Here is a 24,945-nt window from a genome sequence, read left to right as displayed (position 1 = left end):
CCGTCAAATGTGTAACAGCGCTTCGACGTTGTGGTGCGCGATAGCATGCATCTGATTGTCGGAAAGCCCCGCGCCGGTGAGGAATTCGGTGACATTGTCACGTTTGACGTAGGGAAAGTCCTCGGAATAGATGATCCGGTCCGCGCCAAGTTCGGCGACGACGTGGTCGAGCTGATGCTGATTGAACATTCCCGATGGGGTCACCCAGATTTGTTGCCGGTAGTAGTCGCTGATGTTGCGGTCACGGCCGTTGCGTACCAGTGAGAATGTTTCGTCGAGTCGTTCGAGCCAAAACGCCATCACTTCTCCCCAGTGCCCGCTTAGCAGTTTCAGGCCCGGGTGGCGGTCCAACGCGCCGGACAAAATCAGCCGCAGGATGTGGACACCGGCCTCGGCGTGCCAGCCGAATGCGGGCCCGGAGAACATGAGTCCGATGGCGGCGGACCAGTCGCCGGAGTAGTAGGGCCGAGAAATCTGGGGGTGGGGCAGTCCGGGATGCACGTAGATCGGCAGGTCCGCCGCCTCGGCCGCTGCAAGTATTGGATCGAAACGGGTGTCGTCGAGGAAAAGTCCTTCGAATGTCCCGGCGATCAACGCGCCGACGAACCCGAGATCACCGATGCATCGGCGCAATTCCTCGGCTGCCGCAGTGGGATCGTAAAGTGGGAGAGTCGCAAAGCCCCGGAATCGGTCAGAGTGTTGAGAAATTTGTTGTGCCAGATCGTTGTTCACCTGCCGGCACAACTCTACTGACTCTGGGGCGGCCAATGAGCCCGGGCTGCCGTTGCCGTGCGAGACGACTTGAACATCGACGCCGACCGCGTCCATATGCGCCAACCGATGCCCACCGAGCCGAGATGCCGCGTCGCGGTCGTCATTGAACACCGAACCGAACTCGGCGAGGTCTTCGGGCGGCAAGCCGACGGGTGGCCCACTCAACTGTAGGACCCGTTGGGTAACCTCCGGGTGCTCAAAGTGTTCCTCAACGGTGATTATGCGCATCCCGCTAATCCCTTCGACGTTCTAGCGACCGTGCAGCGCTTCCCCCCACTGTCGCGGAATTCCCTCAACGACAAAATCCAATCCGATCGAATCGCAGTGAGTTGTCCATTTGGGGCGGGCCGGACCACGGCAGCTTTGTCGATGCCCGCGACGCCGTTTATCACCTCACCGGACCGGCCGCGCTGCCCGTGGTGTACGTTGCCGCCGCGCCGACCGCAGGGTTGGCATACTCGGTCACCCATCCGCAACCCGGGTGGTGCGTGTTGCCAACCGGCTACGTCGCCCCCGCATGGACTGGAACGTGCCTGGCGGTGGCAGCAGCGCGCGGTAGACCTAGATCCGCCCCCAGATACTCATGCGCGACGGGCCCGGGTTGGGATCCGCGGTTGAAGTGCTGGTACCGGACGAAAAACCCTTACTTGAGCATGCTCCCGGCGTCGACGGTCACCGGAAGACCTGTGATGTAACGGGATTCGTCGGACGCCAGGAACAGCACCGCGTTGCTGATGTCCACCGCCTCGACCCAACCGATCGGCAGCACGTGCATGAACTGCGCGGCGACCTTGAGATCATCCGGGCCGGGATTCTTCAGGTCGGGCCGGAACAGCTTCATCGTTCCTTCGTTCATGAACATCGGCGTGTTCACGTTGGTGGGGTGGACTGAATTCACCCGAATGAAGTGCTCGCCGAGTTCGACGGCGAAGGTGCGCATCAAACCGACCACGCCGTGTTTGGCTGCGATGTAGTGACCGGTGTGCGGGTAGGCCTTGAGCCCGCCGACCGAGCTGGTCAGGATGATCGAGCCGCCTTGGCCCTGGGAAATCAAGTGCGGTACACCGGCTTTGACGGTCTTCCAGACGCCGGAAAGGTTGACGTCGATCATGTCGCGCCAGTCGTCATCACTGGTTTTGTCCAGGGTCTGCCCGCCATTGCCGATTCCGGCGTTGGCGCAGATGATGTCGAGCCGGCCGAGCTGTTCGACGCCGCTGTCCACCGCCGCTTTCAGCGCGTCGTAATCGCGGACGTCGACTTCGGCGGTCACGATGCGGCGGTTGAGGCCCTTGATGAGGTCGGCCGTCTCGGCCAGGTCATCGGGAGTCGACGGCGGGATCTCGCTGCTGCTGCTGCTGATCGGTGTGCAGATGTCGACCGCGATGATGTCGGCACCTTCCTGTGCGAGGCGCACCGCGTGGCTGCGGCCCTGGCCTCGGGCCGCCCCGGTGATGAACGCGACCTTCCCCTCGACTCTTCCGCCCATGATGCACCTCGCCTATACGTTGATTGCCTTTGTTTGTCGATCGATCAGGAAGGGTGGCACCGTTTTGCCGCAGTGTCAACAGACGTGTGTCTGGCCGCGCGGTCGGAGCCCGGGGCGCGGAAGCGGTTCTGCCGCCGTTGCGGCAGCGCCGGCCAGTGCTAGCGGCCGCGCGGGGACGCGGTTGCGGGCGCCGCCAGCAGGCTCAGTTGGCGCTCGACGAACGCGCGCAACTCGTCGTGTCCCTGGGTGACGCCGACGGCACTCTCGTTGCACAGGCTGCGCGCCACCTGCGCGATCAGCATCGAGATCGCCACCGGAGGATATTCCTCGAGATCGACGTCGTTCGCGCGCAGCACCATGGTGACCGCCGCCGTCTCGATGTCACGTACCCGTTCGGCGTAGGCCTTGAGTTCGATGCCAATTGCCTTGCGGTGGTTGGCCAATGCCATGAACTCGGCATTCAGAGCGGTTACCGCCGAGTCGCTGTTCATCGCCCACAGGGCTCGCAGAGGGTCGTCCTCGGCCAGCAGGGCGCGCATGCGTGTGAGCGCGGTCTCGGCACCGGCCCGCAGCACCTCGACGAACAGGTCGTCCATCGTCGGGAAGTAGTAATAGACCAGCGCCTGCTTGACGCCGGCCTCGGCGGCGACCCGCCGCGAGGTGGCCGCGGCATAGCCTTCCTCGCGCATGATGCGGGCGGTGGCTTCGATCAGCTTGCCGCGCGCGCCGGCTTCGGGATTCCTCTTCGTTCGGCGCGCCGCCGCGCGGTTGGGCGCGCTGGATTTGCTTGACCGGTCCGCGCGATCCGTGGTAGGCATACCGCATCCTAGCAATTTGGTCGATCGATCAGTTATCGAGTCGCAAAGAGGGGAAGGGAGGGTGCCGTATGCGTGTCCGGGTGGAACCGCGCCTGTGTGAGGCGCACGCCCTCTGCGTGGAGATCGCCCCCGAGGTTTTCGACCTGGGCGATGACATCGCGACCTGCGATGAAGAACGGGCTGAAGCGTTGCGCCCCAGCGTGGAAGCCGCGGTGGCCGCCTGTCCGCGCCAAGCCATCAGCGTCGTCACAGGCGACGCATCAGCGTGATGCACCGCGCTTTTCGGTGCCAAGAAAAGGGATTGGACTCATGACCGAGCTCGCCAACGTCGACTACTTCACCGACACCGACGTCGCGCAAGACCCCTATGACTACTGGGAGTACCTGCGCAACCAGGGACCAGTGTGCCGCGAACCCCACTACGGGGTCGTGGCCGTGACCGGCTACCAGGAAGTGCAGGCGGCCTTCAAAGACGTCGAGTCCTTTTCCGCGGTCAACGCGATCGGCGGCCCGTTCCCGCCGCTACCGTTCACCCCGGAAGGCGACGACATCAGTGAGCAGATCGAAGCGCATCGCCACGAATTCCCGATCTTCGAGCACATGGTGGTCATGGACCCGCCCGAGCACGAAAAGGCGCGTTCCCTACTCGGGCGGCTCCTGACCCCACGCCGGCTGCAGGAAAACAAGGACTACATCTGGCAATTGTCCGACCGGCAGTTCGACGAGTTCATCGCCAACGGCCACTGCGAATTCCTCAGCGAGTACGCAAAGCCGTTCGCGACGCTGGCGATCGCCGACCTGCTCGGGGTTCCCGAGGAGGACCGCCCGGAGATCCGCCGCAATCTCGGGGCCGGCAATGCGCCGGGCGCCCGGGTGGGCGCGCTGGATCACGAACCGGTGGGCAGCAACCCGTTGCAGTACCTCGACGAGCTGTTCAGCGCCTACATCGACGACCGGCGACAACGGCCCCGCGAAGACGTGCTGACCGGTCTCGCGACCGCAACGTACCCCGATGGCTCGATCCCGCCATTGTTGGAGGTCGTCCGGCCGGCGACATTCTTGTTCGCGGCCGGGCAGGAGACCGTGACCAAACTGCTGAGCTCGTCGGTGCAGATCCTCGGCGATGATCCCGAGCTGCAGGAGCGGCTGCGTTCAGATCGAAGCTTGATCGGCACGTTCATCGAAGAGGCGCTGCGCATGCAGAGCCCGACCAAGGTCGACTTCCGGCTGGCGCGTAAATCCACCACTCTGGGCGGGGTACGCATCCCGGCCGGCACGGTCCTCATGCTCTGTCTGGGCGCGGCCAACCGTGACCCGCGAAAGTTCGACAGTCCCAACGAGTTTCGTGCCGACCGGAAGAACGTCCGCGAACACATCGCCTTCGGTCGGGGCATTCACACCTGCGCGGGCGCGCCGCTGGCGCGGGTGGAAGGACAGATCACCATCAACCGGATCCTCGACCGCACCCGCGATTTCACCATCAGCGATGCCAAGCACGGATCGCCTGGGAACCGTCAGTACCACTACGAGCCGACGTTCCTGCTGCGCGGCCTGACGGAGTTGCACATCGACTTCACGTCGGCCGGCTGACCGCATCAATCCTCCGCCACAAGGCCTTTCACCTGCTGGTAGTAGATGACATTGCCGCCGCCGGCCCAATTCCCTTCAGGGATCTCGTGGATCAACGTCCACACATGAAAGGCCATCGGGCCTTGCGGCTCGATTCCCGCCGCGGCGCAGATAGCGGTGTGCACGTCGGCGGCCGGCTGTTCCTTGCGGTCCCGCGACAGTGCGCCGTCGAACACCGTGAGATCGACCCTGAACCGGGGCGCGCCCGGACCCCGACCGTCCACCGAGAGCGCCTCCGGGTCTAGCGCGTGTAGATACACCCACGTGTTGTCACGCAAAAACGGTGTGTCCGGGGCGCGTTCGGCCCGCAGCAACACGGTGACCAACTCGTCGGCCAGTCGATTCAGCGCGTCCTGGTCCACCGAGCCACGCACGAACGTCACGTCGATCATCGGCATTGCCGCACCTCCTCGTGACTTCCTGCGGTATCGATGGCCCAGCATCGAGGCTAGCCGCTACGGCCGGCCACGGTCGACAGGAACTGCTCGAGATGCGCGAGTGCCGTGGTGTATTCGTGCTCGGGCGGTGTCCCGTATCCGATGACGATTCCGTCCGTGTGGCGGCTTGTGCCGTGCCAGAAGGGGTTCAGCCCGGTGAGGGCGATGTCGCGTCCGTGCGCGACCTTCAACACGTCGGCCTCCGAAATGCGCTCGGGGAGCGCGACAACGGCGTGAAGGCCGGCCGAGATGCCCAACACCGGCATCCCGGGGGCGCAGCGGCCGAGGGCTGCGACGAGGGCATCGCGGCGGTTGCGGTAGCGCCGCCGCATCCGTCTGATGTGCCGGTCGAGCGCACCGGATTCGATCAACTCCGCGAACGTCAGCTGCGCGAGGACGTCGGTTCCACGGTCGGCGCGGCGCTTGGCTTCGACCACCCCGTCGACCAATGCGGCGGGCAGCGCGAGCCAGCCAAGGCGCAGGCCGGGCGCCAGGCTCTTGCTGGCGCTGCCCGCGTAGACGACGTGCTCGGGCGCCAGGCCCTGCAGCGCGCCGACGGGGTGGCGGTCGTAGCGAAATTCCCCGTCGTAGTCGTCCTCGATCAGATACGCGCCTCGGGCGGCGGCGATGTGCGCAAACTCGGTGCGTCGGTCGGCAACGAGCGTTGCACCGAGCGGAGCCTGGTGTGCCGGGGTGAGCACCGCCGCGGCGACGCGTTTGTTGAATCCCTCGGGCCGCGCACCCCCGTGGTCGACGTCGAGGGGCTCGACGGTGAGGCCGCTCGCCACCGCCGTCGCGCGATGGTCGGGCAGGCAGGGATTTTCGAGGGCGACCGATCGGGCCCCGCTCGCGGCCAGCGCGTCACACACCAGACGCAGCCCCTGCGTGAACCCGCTGCAGACGACGATGTGCTCCCCGGTAGTGAGCACGCCGCGCACTCGACCCAGATAGTTGGCCAGCGCCGCGCGCAAGCGCGGTGACCCCCGCGGATCCGCCGGCCCGAGCTCGGCGTGGGGAGTGACCTCGAGGACCCGGCGCAGCGCGCGTAGCCATTCGGCGCGAGGGAACATGCTGAGGTCCGGACGGCCGAGGCGAAAATCGGCCGCGTAGCGGTGGATAACCGGCGCGGGATGGGTCGGCGCCTGAAGGTGCGGGCCGCCCGCCACCTGGGTCGCCGCACCTGGACGGGTGCGGAGGTATCCCTCGGCTCCCAGTTGCGCATAGACCTCGACGACCGTTCCGCGGGCAAGCCCGAGTTGTGTGGCGAGGGCACGCGAGGACGGCAGCACTTCGTCCGCGGCGAGGCGTCCACCCCGGATAGCTTGTCGCAGAGCATCTTCGAGCGCTGCGCGCCGGCCCCGCCCCGGGGGAAGGTCAAGGTGCAGGTCGACTCCGGTATCGCGACTGGTCCAAGAATTCGCCATCGAATTGGACCTTACCGATGGGCCGGTCTGCTGGATAGCGTCGAATAGCGGGCAGTTCGTTGCAAAGGGGAGTCGATGGTTGATGTGGGCACTCGGCGCCTAGATCGCGCAGCGAGTTGGACCGCCGAAGTCAATGCGTTCCAGCGCGCAGCGGAAACGCTGCGGCCATCGGGGCGCCGCCTGGTGGACGACACGTACTCCCGGCGTTTCGTCAGGCACCGCGCGCTGCGCGCCCTGCTGACGCACTGGCGCTCAGCCGACGCCGCGCTTCGGATCTTCGACCGGCTGTGGGGAGGGCTGCACGCCCACATCGCGCTTCGGGTGCGCTACGTCGACGACGCATGTGAGACCGCGATCAGCGCAGGAATCAGCCAACTCGTGCTGCTGGGTGCGGGCTTCGACACCACCAGCCTTCGCCGGGCCGACACCGCGGTGACAATCTTCGAGGTCGACGCGCCGGCCACTCAAGCGGAGAAGCGACCGGTCGTCGAACGGTTGTTGCCACCGCAGCACCACTGCCGAATGCACTGGGTTGCTTGTGATTTGGAACAGAACGCGCTCCGTGAAACGCTGCTCGCCGCCGGCTTCGACCCCACCGCGGCGGCCCTCGTGGTCTGGCTTGGAGTTACTCCCTACCTGACGCGCGGGGCCATCGACGCGACGCTCGCCGACCTCGCCGGACTCTGCGCCCCGGGGAGTCGACTGGTTTTGGACCATATCGCGGCGGGCGTCGTCAGCGCCAGCACGCCGTGGAAAAGCGCGGGCCGGATCACCCGGATGGTAGCCAGGCGCGGCGAACCGTATCGCACCGACTTCACCGAGGCCGACCTGACCGTGACATTGGCAGAGCACGGATTTGAACTACGCGAGCACGTGAGTGTGCCTGCGCTCTTGCGGCGCTACGACCCGTCGCGCGCAAGCCGGCTGTCGGCCGACGACTGGCTCGCCGTCGCGACCGCAGAACGCGGATGAGGCGCGACCCGGCCACGCCCTTACGGCCCAGACAACCTGCAAGGGCCTTTCCACCTGCTGGCAGCAGATGACGTTTCCGCCGCCGGCACTGCCGTTGGCTACCCGAGCACCGGAATGAATAACCTCGAAGACGAGCGCACCGTGTTCAAGCTGGACGTGCCGACGCTGGCATGGCGGAAGTTCATGATCGCCGGTGTCGCTGGGTCCTGGTCGTCGCTGGTGAGCGTCAGGCGGATGCGCTGGCCTTTCTTGAACCGGCGAGCATTGGGCACCAACGGGATTCGATACTCGACATCCTCGCCCAGCGGCACCGCTTGCGGGTTTTTGCAGGGCAACACCGGCGCACCCGGGCGGCTGGCCGCTTCGTCGACCTCGCGCAAGCTGGCGCGCAACCAGCCTGCGGTCACGTCGGTCGCTTCCCCATCAGGCGCCACGTCGTGCAGCGTGGCCATCCACGCGGTATCGATCGCCGTCGCCGAGGCAACCAGCCGCAGCGCGACATCGCCGACCACATCGACATCCTGGCTCAGCGGCGCGCTGGTCCATGCCAACATCGACGGCGGATCGATCTCGCTGGCTTTGATGCGGCCCAGGCCTGATCCCAACACCATGAATTCGCGACCGCCCGGCTCCCCTTCGTCGGCATCCAAAACGCCGTCAGTGCGCAGGGCCAGCTCGCGATGCGGGGCTTGCGAGGGCGGCCAGGAGTCGGCAGTTCGCCACTCGTCGGCGCCCGGCAGGAAGTAGCGGATCGGTGGCCCCTCGGTGATCCCGGTGTCGCGCCCCTTCAGCCAATGGTCGTACCAGGCCAGCGCCTCGGTGTGCATGCTTTCCCATGGCCACGTCAGCCCGAACTCGCCGAGCATGCCCATCCGCACACACCCGTTGCCCGACAGCCGCTTCCAGGTTGCGAACGTCGAAGGCAGGTGTAACGGCACATTCTGCCAATCACACCCCAGGTAGACCGGGATGTCGATTTCCTTGAGCAGTGGCAACAGGTTTCGCTCATCCCACCACTCGTCGCGCGTCGGGTGCTTGACCACCGCCTCCTGCCATAGTTCGTCCCACGGATGGGGATTGTGCGGCAGCCTGAGCAGTTGGCGCAGCATGGTGACCGCCGCCTCGCCGTTCATGGTCTCGAATTTCTTGTGCACCCTCGGGCTCTTGAGCACGCGTCGCGCCAGCCCGATTGGCTTGCTGCGCCACAGCTTGTCGCTGCGGTCGGCAGTCAGGCCCATCATGGCGAGAAACGGTGTGATGAAAGACGAACTCAACAGCCCGTGATGGTTGGCGCCCTCGTACAGGTCGCTGGTCACGGCCAGGGGAAAGATCGCTTTGAGGTGAGGCGGCCGCTCGACAGCCGCCTCGAGTTGGGTCATCGCGAAGTAGCTGATGCCGATCATTCCGACGTTCCCGTCGCACCACGGCTGAGCCGCGATCCACTCCACTAAGTCGTGCACATCCCGGCGCTCCTGCGCGTCGAAGAAGTTGAAGGAACCCTCGGAGCCGCAGGTGCCGCGGAGGTTGGCGATGACGTGCACGTAGCCGCGTGGCACCCAGAAGTCGGTCCTGCCGGCCTCGATGAACCCCGCGGGCGCGCCGAGATCCTGCATCTGCCGCGGATATGGCGAGGCTGCCAGCAGCGCCGGGAAGCGGCCGTCGGCATCGGGCCGGTGAATGTCGGCCAAAAGTGTTGTGCCGTCGCGCATTGCAATCGCGGTGTTGATGTCGGTGCGCGACGCGTACTGCGGCTCGCTGAGATTCCGGTATTCGCGGCCCGTGGTCTGCGGACCGTTGAGCGGTGTCATAGTTTCACGCTACGTTGAGATTAGTCTCAACGCAAGATGAAACTTCGGGTATGGTGAGGCGGTGCCGACACGATCGATCGTCCCGGGTCCGCGCGACGAGCGCGGTGTGCTGGCGGCGCGCATCCTGGCCGCCGCTCGCGACGAATTCGCCGAAAATGGCTGGGCCGGAACGGCAATTCGGGCCGTCGCCCGGACCGCGGACGTCGACCCGGCGCTCATCTACCACTACTTCGGCTCGAAGGAGGGCCTGCTTGATGCCGCCACCACGCCGCCGCAGAAATGGCTCGACTCGGTGGCCGCGACATGGGCGACGCCCAAGGCCGACCTCGGCCGGCAATTGATCCGCACCGTGCTGGACACCTGGACCGATGACGAGGTCGGTCCGATCCTGCGCGCGGTGGTGCTGACCGCCGCCCATGAAGACAAGACCCGGGAGAAGCTGCGGCTGATCGTGGAGCGAGGTCTGATCGGCGGGTCCACCCTGGGGGCCGACGAGGACGAACGACTGCGGCGCAGCGGGCTGATCGCCACCCAGCTGATCGGCTTCGCGCTGTTGCGCTACGTCTGGAAGATGGAGCCGATCGCGTCCATGTCCGAGGACCAGGTGGTGGCGGCGATGGCGCCGAACCTGCAGCGCTATGTCGAGGGCGACATCTCGTAGGAGATAACGCAACTCGGGGTGACCAACTGCGACAATGGCCGAATGCGTTTTTTGCGCCGGGTCCGTGCGCTCGCGATCGTCGCGGGTCTGGTCGCGGTCTCCGGCGTGGGGACCGCCCAGGCCGGCCCCGACGTGCCGCCGGTCAGCGACGCCGCCCGAGCGGCCGGCTTCGTCGACATCCGCACCGTCGTGCCCGACGCGGTGCTCGATCTGCGCTACGCGACGACCAACAATTTCACTCACACGCAGCTGTATCCATCCGATGCCAGATGCCTTGTGCACCAATCGATGGCCCCCGGCCTCGCCGCCGCGGCCGGCGCCCTGCGCCCGCAGGGGCACCTCCTGGTCTTCTGGGACTGCTATCGGCCGCACGACGTCCAGGTCAAGATGTTCAGCCTCGTCCCCAACCCCGCCTGGGTGGCACGTCCGGGCCAGTATGCGCGCAGCCATGAGTCGGGACGCTCGGTCGATGTGACGTTCACGACGACGCAACAGCCATGTTCGTCGGGACAGCACGCGGGTGGGCTTTGTCTCGCCGATATGGGCACCGACTTCGACGACTTCACCCCGCGGGCAACGGCTTTCAACACCCAGGGCATCAGCGCCGACGCGAAGGCGAATCGGTCCGCGCTGCGCAACGCCATGAACTACGGCGGCCTGAAAGTGTATTCGGGCGAATGGTGGCATTTCGACGGTCCGGGAGCCGGTTCCGACCTTCCGATCCTCAACGTCCCCGTCGACTAGCTGTCTCAAATAGCGAGACACATATTTCATCATGTGGCTCGTCGCCGTAAGCTGGCGCCATGAATGACGGGGCCAGTTATACGCACGGGCACCACGAGTCGGTGCTGCGCAGCCACCGGCACCGCACCGCCGAGGATTCGGCGGCGTACCTGCTGGCACACCTGAAGCCGGGCCTGTCGGTGCTGGACGTCGGATGCGGGCCCGGCACCATCACCGCTGACCTCGCCGCGCGCGTCGCACCCGGATCCGTCACCGCCGTCGACCAAGTCGCGGACGTCCTGGGCGCGGCCCGCGCCGAAGCCCAACAACGCAATCTGTCCAACGTCTCGTTCGGCACCGCCGACGTGCACAACCTCGACTTTGCCGACGACACATTCGATGTCGTCCACGCCCACCAGGTGCTGCAGCACGTCGCCGACCCGGTGCGGGCCCTGCGCGAGATGCGGCGAGTGTGCGCGCCGGACGGCATCGTGGCCGTCCGCGACGCCGACTATGCGGGTTTCATCTGGTACCCGCAGCTGCCCGCCCTCGAGTTGTGGCGAGAGCTCTACCAGCGGGTCGCGCGCGCCAACCGCGGCGAACCGGACGCGGGCCGGCGCCTGCTGTCCTGGGCACAGCAGGCGGGATTCGAGGACATCACGCCGTCCGGCAGCCTGTGGTGCTACGCCACAGCCGAGACGCGCGAATGGTGGGGTGGGATGTGGGCCGACCGAATCCTGCATTCCACCGTGGCCCGCGACCTGGTGAGCCTCGACTTGGCCACCCCCGCGCAGCTCGAGGAGATCTCCGCCGCGTGGCGGGAATGGGCCGCCGCCGACGACGGCTGGATCGCCATCCCGCACGGCGAAATCCTTTGCCGCACCTAGGGATCAGTCCAAGAACAGGTCCGGGATGGGCTGCTCGCCGCCGCCGTACCGGGACAGGTCCGCGACCCCGGCGGATCGCAGCAGCGTCGCGTCGATGTGGCACTCGCCGGTGGCTTCCCGGGCCGGTCGGGAGACGATCTCGACGGCGGCGTCGCCCATGATCTCGGGGCTGCGCGACGACGCGGCCAACCGGTCGCCATCGGCCATGTTGGTGACCGCCGCGGTGGCGATGTAGGTCTCCGGCCACAGACAGTTCACGCCGATCCCGTCGTCCGCGAACTCGGCCGCCCAGCCCAGTGACAGCAGCGTCATCCCGTACTTGGACAGCGTGTAGGCCGGGTGGGCGCCCAGCCAACGGGGGTTCATATTGATCGGTGGCGAGATGGTCAGCACGTGCGGGTTGGCCGATTTCTGGAGATGGGGCACGCACGCCTTGGTCAGCAGGAAGGTGCCGCGCAGGTTGATCTCCTGCATCAGGTCGTATTTCTTGGCCGACAGCACGGCCGTCGGGTCGGTCGCGATGGCGCTAGGAGGCTGCTGAATTAGTGGTCTTTGGGGGCGGGGTGCCTCGCGGCGCTTTTTGGCGCTGATGTGACCCTGAGGTCGACACAAGAGATCACCCCGCCGCGGTAAGGGTTGCAGGGCAGTGGCGTGTCGCGCAAGTCTCTGAGTTTAGGTTTAGGCGATGGCCCAGTTGGTTCCAGTGTGGTTGAGGCCCAACGTGATTAACCTGCGCAGGTTGATTGCGGCGACTCGGTGGTGCAGCCAGTGGTCGTTTTTGATGGTTCCGCGGTAGCGCAATCTGCGGTTGCCGCGGGTGAGCCAAGCGATGCTGCGTTCGACCATAGGCCGGTGCTGGTGGTATTCACTGAGCCAGTCGGGGTCGCGGGCGGCTTGGCGGGCAGCGCGCAGCGCGGCGTCGTAGCGGCCGACGAGCAGATTTTTGCCGGCGCGGCTACGGGTGCACCGCGCCCGCAACGGGCAGTCGGTGCAGGCCTTGCCGAAGAAAGCGCGACCGGAACGGCTGATCGGTCGGGTGAGCCCGTTGGGGCAGGTTGCGGTGCGGGCGTCGTGGTCGACAGTGAAATCATCGACGGTGAACCCCCCGGCCAACGCGCGGCGCGCCAGTGGGGGTTTGACCCGGTCGGTGTGGCCGCGTTGGGCCAGTTGGGCGCGGAATTCACCGGAGCCATAAGCCGCATCAGCCAGCACAGTCATCGGCCCAGATTCGTTGGCCAGCAGGGCCAGCCCGACGGCCACTTCGTGGTTGCCCACCCCGGCGGCCTTGGTCAGCGCACAGCCGGTGATGATGCCGGTATCGGGCTCCACCACCACATGCGCCTTGAATCCATCCTGCTGGCGGTGCGGTGATTTGTGCACGTGGCGCGATTCCGGGTCGACCGTGGAGACCACCCGGTCCGGCGCCACGCTCTGGGCGATGCGCCACTGCCCGTCAGTGCCATCCGAGCCCTCGGCCGGTTCGACGTCTTGGCCGGCGATCAGAGCCAGCAGCGCCACCGCGTCGGCGGCGCGTGGCTCCAACGGCTGTCCCGACAACTGGGTGAGCAGCCGCCGCGCGTCGGCGACCAGGGCATCGACCAATGCCTCTCGGGCTGCGGCGTCGTCCCAGATGATGGCCGGTTTACCCGGGTCGCTGTAGTCATGGGCCAAACAGTGGGCTGCGATGACCTCGGTGGCGCTTGGCACCTCACGGCCCACACGACGGATCGCACCGATGAGCTGAGTCACCGTGTCCTGGGTGGCCACCGCGTCATCGAGGACCGTGGAGTCCAAGGCCCGGCGCGTCTTTCCCGACAACGCCCCCGATTGAGCGACCACCGCCTTAACCACCTCGAATATCCGGTTCGGGCGATCTGATTCGGCCAGCCGGCGCCGCCAATAAGTCAGTGTCGTGGAATGAAACGCCGCAGCGGTAACCGGCAGACCGCACGCGGCTTTCCAGCGCAGATCAAACGTGACCGCATCGACGGTCTCGTTATCGGAAAGACCGTGCAGAGCCTGCAACGTGATCACACTGGCCATCACCTCAGCGGGCACACTCGGGCGGCCCCGCCGCGACGGGAAAAGATCGGCGAACAATTCCTCAGGGAACAACTGGCGGCGATGAGCCGCCAGGAAACCAAACACGCTGCCGCCCTTCAGAAGATGACCGGCAACCGACTCCGCATCCAACAACTCACGTTGATCATCAGACCGACCCTGCACCCACCAATCATCCCCAAATACCCCACCACAACCACGCCCGCCACGCGGATTAATTCAGCAGCCTCCTAGCGTTGTTGACGCAGACGTCGATGCCGCCGAACCGCTGCACGGCCGCGTCGACCACGCGCTGCACGTCCTCTTCGCGGCGCACGTCGCCCACGACGGCCAGCGCCTTCCCGCCGGCGGCCTCGACGTCAGCCGCCGCGGTGTGCACCGTCCCGGGCAGGCGCGGATGGGGTGTGTCGGTCTTGGCCAGCAGCACCACGTTGGCGCCTCGGCGAGCCGCGGCGATTCCAATCGCGAGTCCGATGCCGCGGCTCCCGCCGGAGATCACCACCGTGCGATCGGCGAGCTCGTTGTTAGCCATTCGTCTCCTTTGACCTGGTCAAGCGTGTGGTATTGGCATTCTCTTTTTTTGCAAGTACGTTATTCACCGATGGATAATACGGCCCACACTCCCTCCGGCATCCCGCTGCAGCCCGTATATGGGCCGGCGGATAGAGGCGCGGAGCCTCCCCAGCCCGGGGAGTTCCCCTTCACTCGCGGCAACTTCGCGTCGGGCTACCGCGGCAAGCTGTGGACGTTCCGCCAGTATTCGGGGTTCGGCACCGCCGAGGAATCCAATCGTCGTTACCGCTACCTGCTGGATCAGGGCGGGACCGGGCTGTCGGTCGCGCTCGACCTGCCGACGCAGTGCGGCTACGACTCCGACGATCCCGAGTTCGGCGAGGAGGTCGGCCGGGTCGGCGTCGCCGTGGACACCCTGGCCGATTTCGAGATCCTGTTCGACGGCATCCCGCTGGACAAGCTCAGCACCAGCATGACCATCAACGGCACGGCGGCGATCCTGCTGGCGTTCTACGTCGCCGCCGCCGAGAAAAAAGGTATCCCGCGCGCCAAGCTCACCGGGACCATCCAGAACGACATCCTCAAGGAGTACGCCTCGCGCGGCACGTGGATCTGGCCGCCGGAGCCGTCCCTGCGGTTGATCGCGGACACCATCGAGTTCTGCGCCGCCGAGGTGCCCAGGTTCAACGCGATTTCGGTTGCCGGTGCGCATTTCCGCGACGCCGGGGCCAACGCGGTGCAGGAGATGGCGTTCACCCTCGCCGACGGCGTCACCTACTGCGACACCGTGGTGGAGCGCGGCCGCATGACGATCGACCAGTTCGCGCCGCAGATTTCGTTCTTCTTCTATACCCACGGGGACTTCTTCGAAGAAATCGCCAAGTACCGTGCGGGACGGCGGCGTTGGGCGACGATCGTGCGGGAGCGCTACGGGGCGACGAAGGACAAGGCGGCGATGTTCCGCTTCGGCTGCGTCTGTGGCGGGGCGTCGCTGTATGCCCCGCAGGCCCACAACAACATCGTCCGCGTGGCCTATGAGGCCATGGCCGCTGTGTTGGGCGGGGTCCAGTCGATGTTCACGGCGGCCTGGGACGAGCCGTTCGCGCTGCCCACCGAGGAGACCACGACCCTGGCGTTGCGCACCCAGCAGATCCTCGCGCACGAAACCGGCGTGGCCAGTGTGGCCGACCCGCTGGGCGGCTCGTATTTCGTGGAGGCGCTGACCGACGCGACCGAGGAGCGCATCATCGAGATCATGTCCGACCTCGAGCGGCACGGCGGCATGGTCCATGCCATCGAGGACGGTTACCTGCAGGGCCTGATCGCCGACGAGGCGTTCAAGATGCATCAGGACGTCGAAGCGGGCACCCGCCCGGTGGTGGGGGTCAACCGCTTCGTGACCGAGGAACCCGAACACGACGTCGTCACTTACGAGCTCGACGCCGAAGGGCGTGACCTTCAGCTCAAGCGGCTCTCCAAGGTAAAGTCCGAAAGGGATTCGGCCGCAGTACAATCCACCCTTGCCGCCCTGTCGCGTTCCGCGGAAGGAGACGACAACCTGATGCACAAATTGATCGACTGCGCCAACGCCTACTGCACGGTCGGTGAGATGGTCTCCGCGCTCAAAGCGGTGTGGGGCGAGTTCCAGCAGCCGGTGGTGTTCTAAGTGGCCGTTCGCGTTCTGGTTGCCAAACCCGGCTTGGACGGGCACGACCGCGGCGCCAAGATCGTCGCCCGCACCCTGCGCGACGCCGGATTCGAGGTCATCTACACGGGTATCCGTCAGCGCATCGAGGACATCGCCTCGATCGCGGTGCAGGAAGACGTCGCCGTGGTCGGCTTGAGCATCCTCTCCGGCGCGCACCTGGCGCTCACCGCGCGCACCGTCGAGGCGCTGCGCGCCGCCGACGCCGCCGACATCTCCGTCGTCGTCGGCGGAACCATCCCGCACGCCGACGTCCCCAAACTGCTCTCCGCCGGGGCCGCGGCCGTATTCCCCACCGGGACACCGCTGGACAACCTGGTGCGCGATATCCGCGCGCTGACCGGCACGGCGGAATCCACCGAGAACGAACCCGCTTCAGAAAAAGAGGAACAGTGCGCGTCGGAGTAATGATCGGTGCCGAGCGTGGCGACATGGCCCGCAAGGTGCACAAGCTGGCCTCCGATATCGAATGGGCCGAATCCGCAGGGCTGGACACGGCGTGGATGCCGCAGGTGCCCAACGACTTCGACTGCCTGACCATGGTGTCGCTGATGGCCGCGCACAGCTCGCGCATCGAGCTGGGTACCGCGGTGGTGCCCCTGCAGGCCCAGCATCCGATCGCGCTTGCCCGCCAAGCGCTTTCGACACACGCGGTGGCAGGCGGGCGGCTGGCCCTCGGTGTCGGACCGTCGCACCACTGGATCATCCGGGACATGCTCGGCCTGCCGTACGAGAAGCCGGCCGCCTACACCCGCAATTACCTGCAGGTGCTCAACACCGCCGTCGCCGGGCCGGGCCCGGTGGATGTCGAGAACGATTCGTTCACCGTGCACAACCCGCTGGCGATCGGGGCGGATACCCCGATGCCGGTGTTGGTCGCCGCGCTGGGGCCGGTGATGCTGCAGCTCGCCGGTGAACTCGCCGACGGCACCGTGTTGTGGATGGCCGACGAGCGCGCGATCGGTGATCACATCGCGCCGAAGATCACCAAGGCCGCCGCCGACGCCGGGCGGCCCGCCCCGCGGATCGTCGCGGGCATCCCGGTATGCCTATGTGCGCCTTCGCAAGTCGAGGAGGCCAAGGAGCGGGCCAACCGTATCCTGGGTGAGGCCGAGGTGTCACCCAACTACCAGCGCCTGCTCGATCGCGGCGATGCGCGCGACGTCGGCGACCTGTGCGCGGCGGGTGACTCCGAACAGATCCTGGCCCGGATGCGTCGTTTCGCCGATGCCGGCGTGACCGATCTGTCGGTGCGGCTGCTGCCCATCGGCGACAACCGGGACGAGCTGGTCGCGTCCAAGCGTCGTACCCGCGAAATGATCGCCTCGCTCGCCGCGGAATTGCGTTGACTCCCAGCAACACCGGGCCACTGGCGGGGATCCGTATCCTCGAGGTCGGCACCATGCTGGCCGGCCCGTATGCCACCATGTTGCTCGCCGACCTCGGGGCCGAGGTCACCAAGATCGAGCCCGCCGGCGGCGAGATCTCCCGCAGCGTCGGCGCCACGTACTTCGCCAGCCTCAATCGGAACAAGTCCAGCATCTGCCTGGATTTGAATTCGGATGCGGGACAACAGCGCCTGGGCGACCTGGTCGGCGAATCCCACGCGCTGCTGGTGAACTTGAAGCCGTCGGCCATCCGCCGGTTGGGGCTCACCTACGAGCAGCTGCGAGGGCACAACGAGCGGATCGTCTGCGTGGCGATCACCGGCTTCGGCCTGTACGGCGGCGACGACCCCGCGTTCGACTACGTGGTGCAGGCCGGCGTCGGCACCGCGGCGCTGACCGGTGACCCCGACGGTCCGCCGGCGCTGCCCGGCTACTCGTCGGCCGACAACTCCACCGGAATGTCGGCGGCGTTGGGGCTGTTGGCCAAGATCATCTCCGGCACCGGCGGGCAGGTGGACGTGTCGCTGCGCGACGTCATGCTGTCGCAGCTCAACTACCACGCCTCCGCCTACCTCAACAGTGGGGTGGAGCCGCAGCGGCGCCCCCACGGGGCGCACTCGTATTACGTTCCGGCTCAGCTGTTTCCGACCGCGGATGGCCATCTGGCGCTGTTCATCACCCATGACGGGTTCTGGAAGTCGTTCGCCGCGGAGGCAGGCATCGGTGGTTTCGAGACGATGGCCGAGCGGGTAGCCCGCCGCGACGAAGTGCTCGCCGTCGTCACGGCGATGCTGGCGACCGACAGCGCGGCCGGGTGGGAACGCCGGCTGCGCCCGCTCGGGGTTCCGGCCGCGGCCGTCAGGACCCTCCCCGAGGCCCTCGAGGCCACCCCGGAAGTGATTGTGACAGCGGGTGATTTCCGTCTGGTGGGCAGCCCGATTCACGTCTCCGGCTACGAACCCGAGTACCGTCCACCGCCGGAACTGCCGAGCGTCGAGTAGTTGCGCCAGGATCGGCCATTTTCGCGCAACAAGTCGACGTTGGACGCAAAGGCGCTGGCTACGTCTCGCTGGTGAAAGGGGAATTCTCATGGGGCGCATCGGGATCCTGCGACGTTACCTGCGAAAGGCCGGGGTGCGGGCGTGAATGCCTTGCCAACGGTCGAGGATGTTATCGACTCGTACACCGGCCGATCGCACGTGGTGCTGCAATACGGCGCCACCACGAAGCGCCTCGTCGACCAAGCGAAGAAACCGGGCTTCTCGGCGGACAGTTGGAGACCGCTGGCCGAGCTGGTCGCCGTGGGCGAATTCGAGCGGATCGGTGCGTTCAAAGAGGTGATGAAGTGGCCGGACTATGTCGAATTCCTCACCAATTGGGCGACATCGTCGGAGTGGGAGTGTTCTTTCAAGCACATCACCGAGTCCGGCGGCCGCGTGTTTCTCGAACTCGAGGAACGGAGCGAGGTGGGCGAATTCCGTAGCGTGGTCAATTCGCTGACCGTCTATGAGTTCACCGATGATGACCGGATCCGGCACATAGACGTTTATCTCCAGATGACGCCGCCGCCGGCCGAGATGCTCAAAAGTTTTGAGGGAGTGGAACTGCCGCAAGGCTAGTCCGTCCGCCGAACGTCGAGTTATGGCGCCAGAATCGCCGATTTCGCGCAACAAGTCGACGTTCGACGCCAAGGGATATGAGGTGCAACGATGGATCTGCAGCGGGTCGCCGACGAACTCGAAATCACCGCGCTACTCAACAGATACGCCCGGGCCGTTGATGCCAAGGATTGGCAGCTGTACCGCTCGGTCTTCACCGACGACGCGCATATCGACTACTCGTCGGCGGGCGCGGCGGCGGGCCCTCGCGACGAGGTGGCCGCATGGCTGGAGCAGGGCTTCGGCGCGATCCCGATGTCGATGCACTACATCACCAACGTGGAAATCCTGGCGCTGCACGGCGATTCCGCGACGGTGCGCGCCATGTTCTACAACCCCATGCAGTTGCCGGGCATGGCGGAGTTGAGTTACTGCGGCGGCTACTACCACCACGAGCTGACGCGCACCGACGACGGTTGGCGCAGCCGCAGCCTGCGCGAGGAGAACGTGTGGTTCGTCAACCCGCCAACGGGCTGACGATGCCCCGAGCGTCGAGTTGTGGCGCAAAAATCGCCGATTTCGCCCAACAACTCGACGTTCGGCGTCAGGACGTGGCCAGCTGCTTTTCCTGATAACGCCGCGCCCACTCGGCGCGCGACCGGATCGACACATCCACGTCGGTTGCCTTGGCGCGCAGGGCCTTAACGGTCGCCTGCTCTCGGGGCGTGCGGGCGAACGGGTCCCAGCCGAAGAACCGGCAGGCGTTGGCCCAGGTGATCTTGTTGATGTCGGAGTCGTCGGCGCCGGCGGCGTTCAGTTCGGCCAGCACCTGTTCGGGCGCGTCGGGCCAGAAGCAGTCCGAGTGCGGGTAGTCGCACTCCCAGGCGATGATGTCGATGCCGATTTCGTGGCGCAGCTTCAGCGACGTCTTGTCGGTGACATAGCAGGCCAGCGAATGCTCGCGGAAGACGTCGCTGGGCAGCTTGTCGCCGAAGTCGCGGCGTAGCCACTTCTGGTTGGTGTAGTGGCGGTCGCTGCGGTCGAGGTAGAAGGGGATCCAGCCGATACCGCCTTCGGAGAAGGCGAATTTCAGGTCGGGGTAGTTGCGCATCGCCGGGCCCCACAGCAGGTCCTGGGCGCACATCGCCGAGACCTGGGTGGCCAGGATGATCATGTTGTCGATCGGGGCGTCGGGCGCCATGCTGATCGCCCCGAAGCCGGTGCCGATGTGCAGACACATCACCACGTTCTCCTCGGACAACGTGCGAAACACCGGCCCCCAGTAGTCCTCATCGTGGTAGCTCGGAAGTCCTTCCAGATGCGGCAATTCCGGCATGGTGACCGCTCGGCAGCCCTTCGCGGCGACCCTACGGATCTCGGCGCACATGCCCTCTGGAGTCCAGGTCGGCAGGATCGCGATGGGGATGAACCGGTCCGGGTAGGAGCCGGCCCATTCGTCGATGTGCCAGTCGTTGTAGGCCGACACCATCACTAAGGTGACGTCCTCGCGCGTCATGTTGAGGTGCCGGGCCGAAAAGCCGGTGAACGTCGGGAAGCACATCGACGCGAGGATGCCGTTGCGGTTCATGTCACGGACGCGCTCGTGGACGTCGTAGACGCCCGGACGCATCTCGGCGAAGCCGGCGGGGTCGCGGCCCCACTCCTCGGCAGGCCACGACACCACGGCGTTGAGTCCGCTCACGCCCTGTGGCCGGCCCTGGTACATCCACTGGTCGACGCCCTTGTCATCGGTCACGACGATCGGTGCCTCGTCCCGGTACTTGGCGGGCACGTGGCGCAGGAACATGTCCGGCGGTTCGACCACGTGGTCGTCAATGCTCACCAGGATCAGGTCATCGGCCTTCATCAATGGGCTCCTCATGTGTGCGCGACGCGAGCTCGGTCAGCCGCTGCACTCGGTGGTGGTTTCGAGCAGTCGTGGAATCGGCGGCGGGTCCAGCTGCAGGGCGTCGGACATGTGCAGCTGCGGCCCGTTGGCGATCATGTTGTCCAGGATTGCCTGCAGATCGTCGCCTTCGATCTCGTAGATGGCCATGTAGGGGCCGTCGCCGTCGACGGGTCGCAGTCGACGTGCCGAGACGAATCCGTCCAGCGCCACCAGCTCACCCAGGTGCACCTCGTCGTACCAGGTGTTGTACTCGTCTTCCCGGTCGGGCGAGCTGGGCCGACTTTCCACGAGGATGATGCCCTTGGCCATCGCAATCTCTCCTGGCTGCTACTCGTAGCGCACCGTGATCGAGTCCGTATCCGGAACGCCCTGGCACGTCAGAATGTAGCCCTCTTCGACCTCGTCGGGTTCGAGAGCGTCGTTGACCCGCATGGTGGCGTGCCCCTCTTCGAGCTTGGCCATGCACGTCCCGCAGTTGCCGGCCTCGCAACTGAATGGCGGCTCCAGCCCGGCGCGCCGCGCGGTCTCCAGGAGCGTCTCGCCCGGCACCCTGGGCACCGAGACCTTTTTGCGGTCGAGATGAATCGTCACGGTTCCGGCGCCGGAGCCGTTTGTGGCCGGATCTGTCACCCGTGGGGTCTCCTCGATGATCCGGGTGACCGTCACGTAGACCGCCCCCTTCCGTACTTGCATTCTTCAGTATAGAGAATACTATTCTCACGAAGCGATAGCATCTTCTCAAGACTTGTATGGATGTCGGGTCAGCCCGGTCTGTCAGGGAAGGACGGGACGTGATCGAGCCGGCGGCGCTCGTGTTCGAGGAACGGCGATTCAGCGCGCCCGAACTCCACGCGTTGGCCGACGGATGGGCCGCGGCCCTGGCGAAAGACGGCGTCACAGCAGGTCAGCGGGTCGCGGTCATGGCGTCCAACCGGCCGGAGTTCCTCGCCGTGGTGCTCGCGATCTGGCGGCTGGCCGCCACGGCCGTCCTCATCAGCCCGGCCTGGAAACGCGACGAGGTCGACCACGCGCTCGCGCTGACGGGTCCCGCGCACGCCGTCGGCGACCACCCCGTGCTGGGCGGCCTGATGCCGATGCTGCACCTGGACGAGCCCGTCCCACCGGCCGACCTGGCCACCGGTCCTGCGCCGCCGGCTGAGGCCGACGCGGCGCTGGTGTTCAGCTCCGGCACCACCGGCCTGCCCAAGGCCGTCCGCCACACCCACGCCTCGCTGGACGAGGCCGTGCGGCACTGGCGCCACGCGCTGCAACTGACGCACCATGACCGGATCCAAGTTGCCACGCCACCGTCACACATCCTCGGGCTGCTGAACCTGCTGACCGCGTGGGAGACGGGCGCCTGCGTGCGGCTGCACCGCCGGTTCGACATCGACCGGGTGCTGCACCACATCGAAAGTGACCGCATCACAGTGGAAATGGCGGTCGCACCCATCGCGCTCGCCATCGCCTCGCACCCTGGCCTGGAATCCTATGACCTGTCGTCGCTGCGCTACATCATGTGGGGAGCCACACCGGTCAACGCTAACGTCGCGCAGACCGTGACCCGGCGCACCGGCGTGAGCTGGCTTCCGGCCTACGGGACCACGGAATTGCCTGTCATCGCCTGTAATCCGATCGAGGACGCGCGACTCGACACCGTCGGTCGCGCGGTACCCGGTGTGGACCTGCGGGTCGTCTCGCTGGAGACGGGCGAGCCGGTCGGCCCCGGTGAGGTCGGTGAGATTCAGGCCCGGTCGGCGTCGCTCATGGCCGGCTACCTGCCGGCCGAAGCGACCGGCGAGGCGATCCGGGATGGCTGGTATCGGACCGGAGACGTCGGGTGGCTGGACACCGGCGGCTGGCTGCGGATCACCGACCGCCTCAAGGAGATGATCAAAGTCCGCGGCTTCCAGGTCGCCCCCGCCGAGATCGAGACGGTGTTGCACGATCATCCGGCGGTGAAAGACTGTGCGGTGTTCGGGATTCCCGACGGAACCAACGGCGAGGCGATCGTCGCCGCGGTCGCGACGTCCGCGCCCATCGACGCGTCCCAGCTGACCGCCCTGGTGGACGAGAAGTTGGCGTCCTATAAACATCTGGGCCGAGTGGTGTTTGTGCCTGAAATTCCCCGCCTGCCCTCGGGCAAGGTGCTGCGCCGAGTGCTGAAGGAGCGCCATGGATGTACGTCTGACAACTGAACAACAGCAATTGCGCGACGCCGCCGCCAAGCTGGCCGACGATCTGGGACCGGCAACGGTCCAGGATCTCGACGACCAGAACCGAATCACGCGCCTGGACAAGCAGATCGAGTCCACGGGCTGGCGCTCGTTGCGCTCCGATGGGGCCTCGGGCGTCGAAGTGGCCATCGTGGCAGAGGAATTGGGGCGTCGTCTGGTTGACACGCCGTTTCTCGGCCCGGTGCTTGCCGACGATCTCGGCCGTCACATCGGCGAAGACGCCTCGGGGACAACGGTCGCTGTCGACGATCGGGTGATCGACGCTCGCGGCGCGCGGCGTGCGTTAGCGCTCTCGGGCGGCGCGGTCTCGGCCGTCGATGTGCAGGCGTTGACCGATGGCGTCGACCTCACGCGGGCCGAGGCGACGATCGTGGGTTCGCCGGTGGCGCTGGGCGAGGTGTCCCCTGAGGTTGCCGAGCAGTGGCGGGCACTGGCTCTGGTCACGACGACGGCGGACCTGGTCGGCGTCGCGCGCGGCGCGCACGCCGTCGCCTGCGACTACGCCAAGATCCGCGAACAATACGGCAAGCAGATCGGGTCGTACCAGGCCATCGCACATCTGCTGGCCGAAAGCCTTGCGCTGATTGAAGGTTCGGTCAGCGTGTTGCGCCACGCCGCGTGGGCCGTCGACGAGTTGGCACGCCCCGAAGCCATTCGGGCCGCCCAAATCGCCAAGGTCTATTGCGCGCGCGCCACCCGAACCGTCTGTGAGACGGCCATTCAGGTGCACGGCGGCATCGGCAACACCTGGGAATGCGTGGCGCACGTCTACCTGCGCCGCGCCCTGACCTCGACCGAGCTGTGGCCGGTCGCGTTGAAGGAGATCGATCTTGGACTTTCGTGACTCACCCGACGAGGCCGCCTTCCGAGAGCGGCTGCGCACCTGGCTTTCCGCGCACGCCAAGGAGTTCTCCGGCACCGGGGACGAGTATTGGGCGCGCATGGCCGACTGGCATCGCGCCCTGTACGACAACGGCTTTTTCGGCCTGTCCTGGCCCCGCGAGTGGGGCGGGCAGGACCTGGCGCCGGTCTACGACGTCATCGTCGACGAGGAGCTGGTGCGTGCGGGCGCACCGCCGCGGCCCAGCGTCGGCTATCTGGTGTACGGCATCGGCGAGCACGCCAACGACGAGGTGCGCAAGCGCTTCCTGCCCGGCATCATCAACGGCAGCGAGCGGTGGTGCCAGGGCTTCAGCGAGCCGGGCGCCGGTTCGGATCTGGCCTCGCTGACCACCACCGCCCGCCTCGAGGGCGACAAGTACGTGGTGAACGGGCACAAGATCTGGACCAGCTATTCCGACGTGGCCGACTGGTGCCTGCTGCTCGCGCGCACCGATCCCGCGGCCAAGCGTCACCGCGGCCTGTCGGCGTTCGTCCTGGAGATGAAACAGCCTGGCGTGCAACAGCGCCCGCTGCAGATGATCAACGGCGTGACCAACGAATTCGGCCAGGTGTTCTTCGACGATGCCACGGTCCCGGCGGATCGGATGGTCGGTGCTCCCGGGGACGGTTGGGCGGTGGCCATGACCGTCGTCGGGCACGAACGCGAGCCCTCCACACTGGGATACGCCGCCCGCTACGGCAAGCTCGTCCGAGAGTTGTTGTCGCGGAACGACGGTGACGTGCCCGAGGAGCTGGCGTGGGCCGCGGTCCAGTCGGACATGCTGACCCATCACGTGCGGCGGCGGTTGTCCGAACAGCTCGACGGGGTTTCGCACGGCTCGGAAGGCTCGCTGGACAAGCTGCTGATGACCTGGGTGGAACAATCCGTCGGGCACGCCGCCCTGGCCGTCGCGGGCACGCGTGATCCCGATCTGCTCAGCGCCTACCTGTACAGCCGGGCGCAGAGCGTCATGGGCGGGACATCACAAATACAGAAGAACATCATCGCCTCACGAATCTTGGGATTGTAGGA

General features: G+C 66.4%; 25 protein-coding genes and 2 pseudogenes. 15 read left to right on the top strand and 12 right to left on the bottom strand.

From position 1 onward, the window contains the following. Positions 1–3: 3 nt before the first annotated feature. From QGN30_RS24210 to QGN30_RS24200, 3 genes are all read right to left on the bottom strand, one after another. Complete coding sequence (locus tag QGN30_RS24210; RefSeq protein WP_067165640.1) at positions 4–1,002, bottom strand: amidohydrolase family protein; 999 nt, start codon at positions 1,000–1,002, stop codon at positions 4–6. Between the two features lie 415 nt (positions 1,003–1,417). Continuing rightward, a complete protein-coding gene (locus QGN30_RS24205; RefSeq protein WP_248923477.1) occupies positions 1,418–2,260 on the bottom strand; it encodes a mycofactocin-coupled SDR family oxidoreductase in 843 nt (280 codons plus the stop codon). A gap of 158 nt (positions 2,261–2,418) precedes the next feature. Then, positions 2,419–2,973: a TetR/AcrR family transcriptional regulator gene (locus QGN30_RS24200; RefSeq protein WP_120312623.1), complete on the bottom strand. Its 555-nt coding sequence runs from the start codon at positions 2,971–2,973 to the stop codon at positions 2,419–2,421. A 173-nt stretch (positions 2,974–3,146) separates the two neighbouring features. Between QGN30_RS24200 and QGN30_RS24195 the strand changes: the two genes are divergently transcribed. Together QGN30_RS24195 and QGN30_RS24190 are read left to right on the top strand one after the other, a co-directional pair. Further along, entirely contained in the window at positions 3,147–3,347 is a 201-nt protein-coding gene (locus tag QGN30_RS24195) for a ferredoxin (protein WP_067165630.1), read from the top strand. 40 nt (positions 3,348–3,387) lie between these two features. Further along, positions 3,388–4,668: a cytochrome P450 gene (locus QGN30_RS24190; protein WP_248923478.1), complete on the top strand. Its 1,281-nt coding sequence runs from the start codon at positions 3,388–3,390 to the stop codon at positions 4,666–4,668. A 5-nt stretch (positions 4,669–4,673) separates the two neighbouring features. Here QGN30_RS24190 and QGN30_RS24185 read toward each other — a convergent pair whose 3' ends face one another. Next, on the bottom strand, positions 4,674–5,105 hold the full coding sequence (locus QGN30_RS24185) for a tautomerase family protein (RefSeq protein ID WP_248923479.1): 432 nt from the start codon (positions 5,103–5,105) through the stop codon (positions 4,674–4,676). Between the two features lie 50 nt (positions 5,106–5,155). Further along, a complete protein-coding gene (gene pdxR, locus QGN30_RS24180) occupies positions 5,156–6,568 on the bottom strand; it encodes a MocR-like pyridoxine biosynthesis transcription factor PdxR (protein ID WP_248923480.1) in 1,413 nt (470 codons plus the stop codon). Between the two features lie 84 nt (positions 6,569–6,652). Between pdxR and QGN30_RS24175 the strand changes: the two genes are divergently transcribed. Beyond that, positions 6,653–7,540, top strand: coding sequence for a class I SAM-dependent methyltransferase (locus QGN30_RS24175; protein WP_326567434.1), 888 nt, complete (start codon positions 6,653–6,655; stop codon positions 7,538–7,540). A 98-nt stretch (positions 7,541–7,638) separates the two neighbouring features. On the opposite strand, the gene QGN30_RS24170 is transcribed toward QGN30_RS24175, so the two are convergent. Further along, positions 7,639–9,348: a CocE/NonD family hydrolase gene (locus QGN30_RS24170; RefSeq protein WP_248923481.1), complete on the bottom strand. Its 1,710-nt coding sequence runs from the start codon at positions 9,346–9,348 to the stop codon at positions 7,639–7,641. 61 nt (positions 9,349–9,409) lie between these two features. On the opposite strand from QGN30_RS24170, the gene QGN30_RS24165 reads away from it, so the two are divergent. The 3 genes from QGN30_RS24165 to QGN30_RS24155 are packed head-to-tail and all read left to right on the top strand — an operon-like array spanning position 9,410 to position 11,619. Continuing rightward, entirely contained in the window at positions 9,410–10,009 is a 600-nt protein-coding gene (locus QGN30_RS24165; RefSeq protein ID WP_145012593.1) for a TetR/AcrR family transcriptional regulator, read from the top strand. Between the two features lie 42 nt (positions 10,010–10,051). Beyond that, positions 10,052–10,753, top strand: coding sequence for a M15 family metallopeptidase (locus QGN30_RS24160; RefSeq protein ID WP_067165676.1), 702 nt, complete (start codon positions 10,052–10,054; stop codon positions 10,751–10,753). A 59-nt stretch (positions 10,754–10,812) separates the two neighbouring features. Next, positions 10,813–11,619, top strand: a complete 807-nt coding sequence (locus tag QGN30_RS24155) for a methyltransferase domain-containing protein (protein ID WP_145012590.1) — start codon at positions 10,813–10,815, stop codon at positions 11,617–11,619. Positions 11,620–11,622: 3 nt separating this feature from the next. Here the strand turns inward: QGN30_RS24155 and QGN30_RS24150 are convergent. The 3 genes and pseudogenes from QGN30_RS24150 to QGN30_RS24140 all read right to left on the bottom strand — a co-directional run. Beyond that, positions 11,623–12,147 (bottom strand): annotated as a pseudogene (locus tag QGN30_RS24150) (SDR family oxidoreductase); the annotation flags it as partial. A gap of 150 nt (positions 12,148–12,297) precedes the next feature. After that, the gene (locus QGN30_RS24145) at positions 12,298–13,845 is read right to left on the bottom strand and encodes an IS1182 family transposase (protein ID WP_248923482.1); all 1,548 of its coding nucleotides are present in this window, start codon (positions 13,843–13,845) and stop codon (positions 12,298–12,300) included. Between the two features lie 67 nt (positions 13,846–13,912). After that, positions 13,913–14,212: pseudogene (locus QGN30_RS24140) on the bottom strand (SDR family NAD(P)-dependent oxidoreductase); the annotation flags it as partial. Positions 14,213–14,281: 69 nt separating this feature from the next. Between QGN30_RS24140 and QGN30_RS24135 the strand changes: the two are divergent. The 6 genes from QGN30_RS24135 (at position 14,282) to QGN30_RS24110 (ending at position 19,421) form a co-directional block, all read left to right on the top strand. Continuing rightward, a complete protein-coding gene (locus QGN30_RS24135; protein WP_083014842.1) occupies positions 14,282–15,859 on the top strand; it encodes a methylmalonyl-CoA mutase family protein in 1,578 nt (525 codons plus the stop codon). Then, positions 15,860–16,306, top strand: coding sequence for a cobalamin B12-binding domain-containing protein (locus tag QGN30_RS24130; RefSeq protein WP_067165601.1), 447 nt, complete (start codon positions 15,860–15,862; stop codon positions 16,304–16,306). It begins immediately after the preceding gene. Continuing rightward, on the top strand, positions 16,291–17,247 hold the full coding sequence (locus tag QGN30_RS24125; RefSeq protein WP_067165598.1) for an LLM class F420-dependent oxidoreductase: 957 nt from the start codon (positions 16,291–16,293) through the stop codon (positions 17,245–17,247). Before QGN30_RS24130 ends, QGN30_RS24125 begins: the two co-directional genes overlap by 16 nt. Then, positions 17,244–18,287, top strand: coding sequence for a CaiB/BaiF CoA transferase family protein (locus QGN30_RS24120; protein ID WP_014379134.1), 1,044 nt, complete (start codon positions 17,244–17,246; stop codon positions 18,285–18,287). The genes QGN30_RS24125 and QGN30_RS24120 overlap by 4 nt, the downstream gene beginning before the upstream one ends. Before the next feature lie 141 nt (positions 18,288–18,428). After that, a complete protein-coding gene (locus tag QGN30_RS24115) occupies positions 18,429–18,905 on the top strand; it encodes a hypothetical protein (protein WP_014379135.1) in 477 nt (158 codons plus the stop codon). Positions 18,906–18,995: 90 nt separating this feature from the next. Further along, positions 18,996–19,421, top strand: a complete 426-nt coding sequence (locus QGN30_RS24110) for a nuclear transport factor 2 family protein (protein WP_009954409.1) — start codon at positions 18,996–18,998, stop codon at positions 19,419–19,421. 67 nt (positions 19,422–19,488) lie between these two features. Here the strand turns inward: QGN30_RS24110 and QGN30_RS24105 are convergent, their stop codons facing one another. Genes QGN30_RS24105 through QGN30_RS24095 form a run of 3 tightly spaced genes read right to left on the bottom strand, consistent with a single transcriptional unit; the run spans position 19,489 to position 21,459 of the window. After that, positions 19,489–20,751 carry an amidohydrolase family protein gene (locus QGN30_RS24105; protein ID WP_009954408.1) on the bottom strand — a complete coding sequence of 421 codons (1,263 nt, stop codon included), beginning with the start codon at positions 20,749–20,751 and terminating at the stop codon, positions 19,489–19,491. A gap of 36 nt (positions 20,752–20,787) precedes the next feature. Further along, a complete protein-coding gene (locus tag QGN30_RS24100) occupies positions 20,788–21,102 on the bottom strand; it encodes a DUF4286 family protein (RefSeq protein WP_008253567.1) in 315 nt (104 codons plus the stop codon). 18 nt (positions 21,103–21,120) lie between these two features. Next, positions 21,121–21,459: a 2Fe-2S iron-sulfur cluster-binding protein gene (locus tag QGN30_RS24095; RefSeq protein ID WP_014379137.1), complete on the bottom strand. Its 339-nt coding sequence runs from the start codon at positions 21,457–21,459 to the stop codon at positions 21,121–21,123. 125 nt (positions 21,460–21,584) lie between these two features. Between QGN30_RS24095 and QGN30_RS24090 the strand changes: the two genes are divergently transcribed. Genes QGN30_RS24090 through QGN30_RS24080 form a run of 3 tightly spaced genes read left to right on the top strand, consistent with a single transcriptional unit; the run spans position 21,585 to position 24,943 of the window. After that, the gene (locus tag QGN30_RS24090) at positions 21,585–22,991 is read left to right on the top strand and encodes a class I adenylate-forming enzyme family protein (RefSeq protein ID WP_326565861.1); all 1,407 of its coding nucleotides are present in this window, start codon (positions 21,585–21,587) and stop codon (positions 22,989–22,991) included. Further along, complete coding sequence (locus tag QGN30_RS24085) at positions 22,969–23,874, top strand: acyl-CoA dehydrogenase family protein (protein WP_136244098.1); 906 nt, start codon at positions 22,969–22,971, stop codon at positions 23,872–23,874. The genes QGN30_RS24090 and QGN30_RS24085 overlap by 23 nt, the downstream gene beginning before the upstream one ends. Next, entirely contained in the window at positions 23,861–24,943 is a 1,083-nt protein-coding gene (locus tag QGN30_RS24080; RefSeq protein ID WP_008253577.1) for an acyl-CoA dehydrogenase family protein, read from the top strand. The genes QGN30_RS24085 and QGN30_RS24080 overlap by 14 nt, the downstream gene beginning before the upstream one ends. The last annotated feature ends 2 nt before the right edge of the window (positions 24,944–24,945 follow it).

It is taken from the genome of Mycobacterium sp. 3-98 (assembly GCF_035918355.1).
Classification (GTDB): Bacteria; Actinomycetota; Actinomycetes; order Mycobacteriales; family Mycobacteriaceae; genus Mycobacterium; species Mycobacterium intracellulare.
This window is presented reverse-complemented; position numbering and strand designations above follow the sequence as displayed.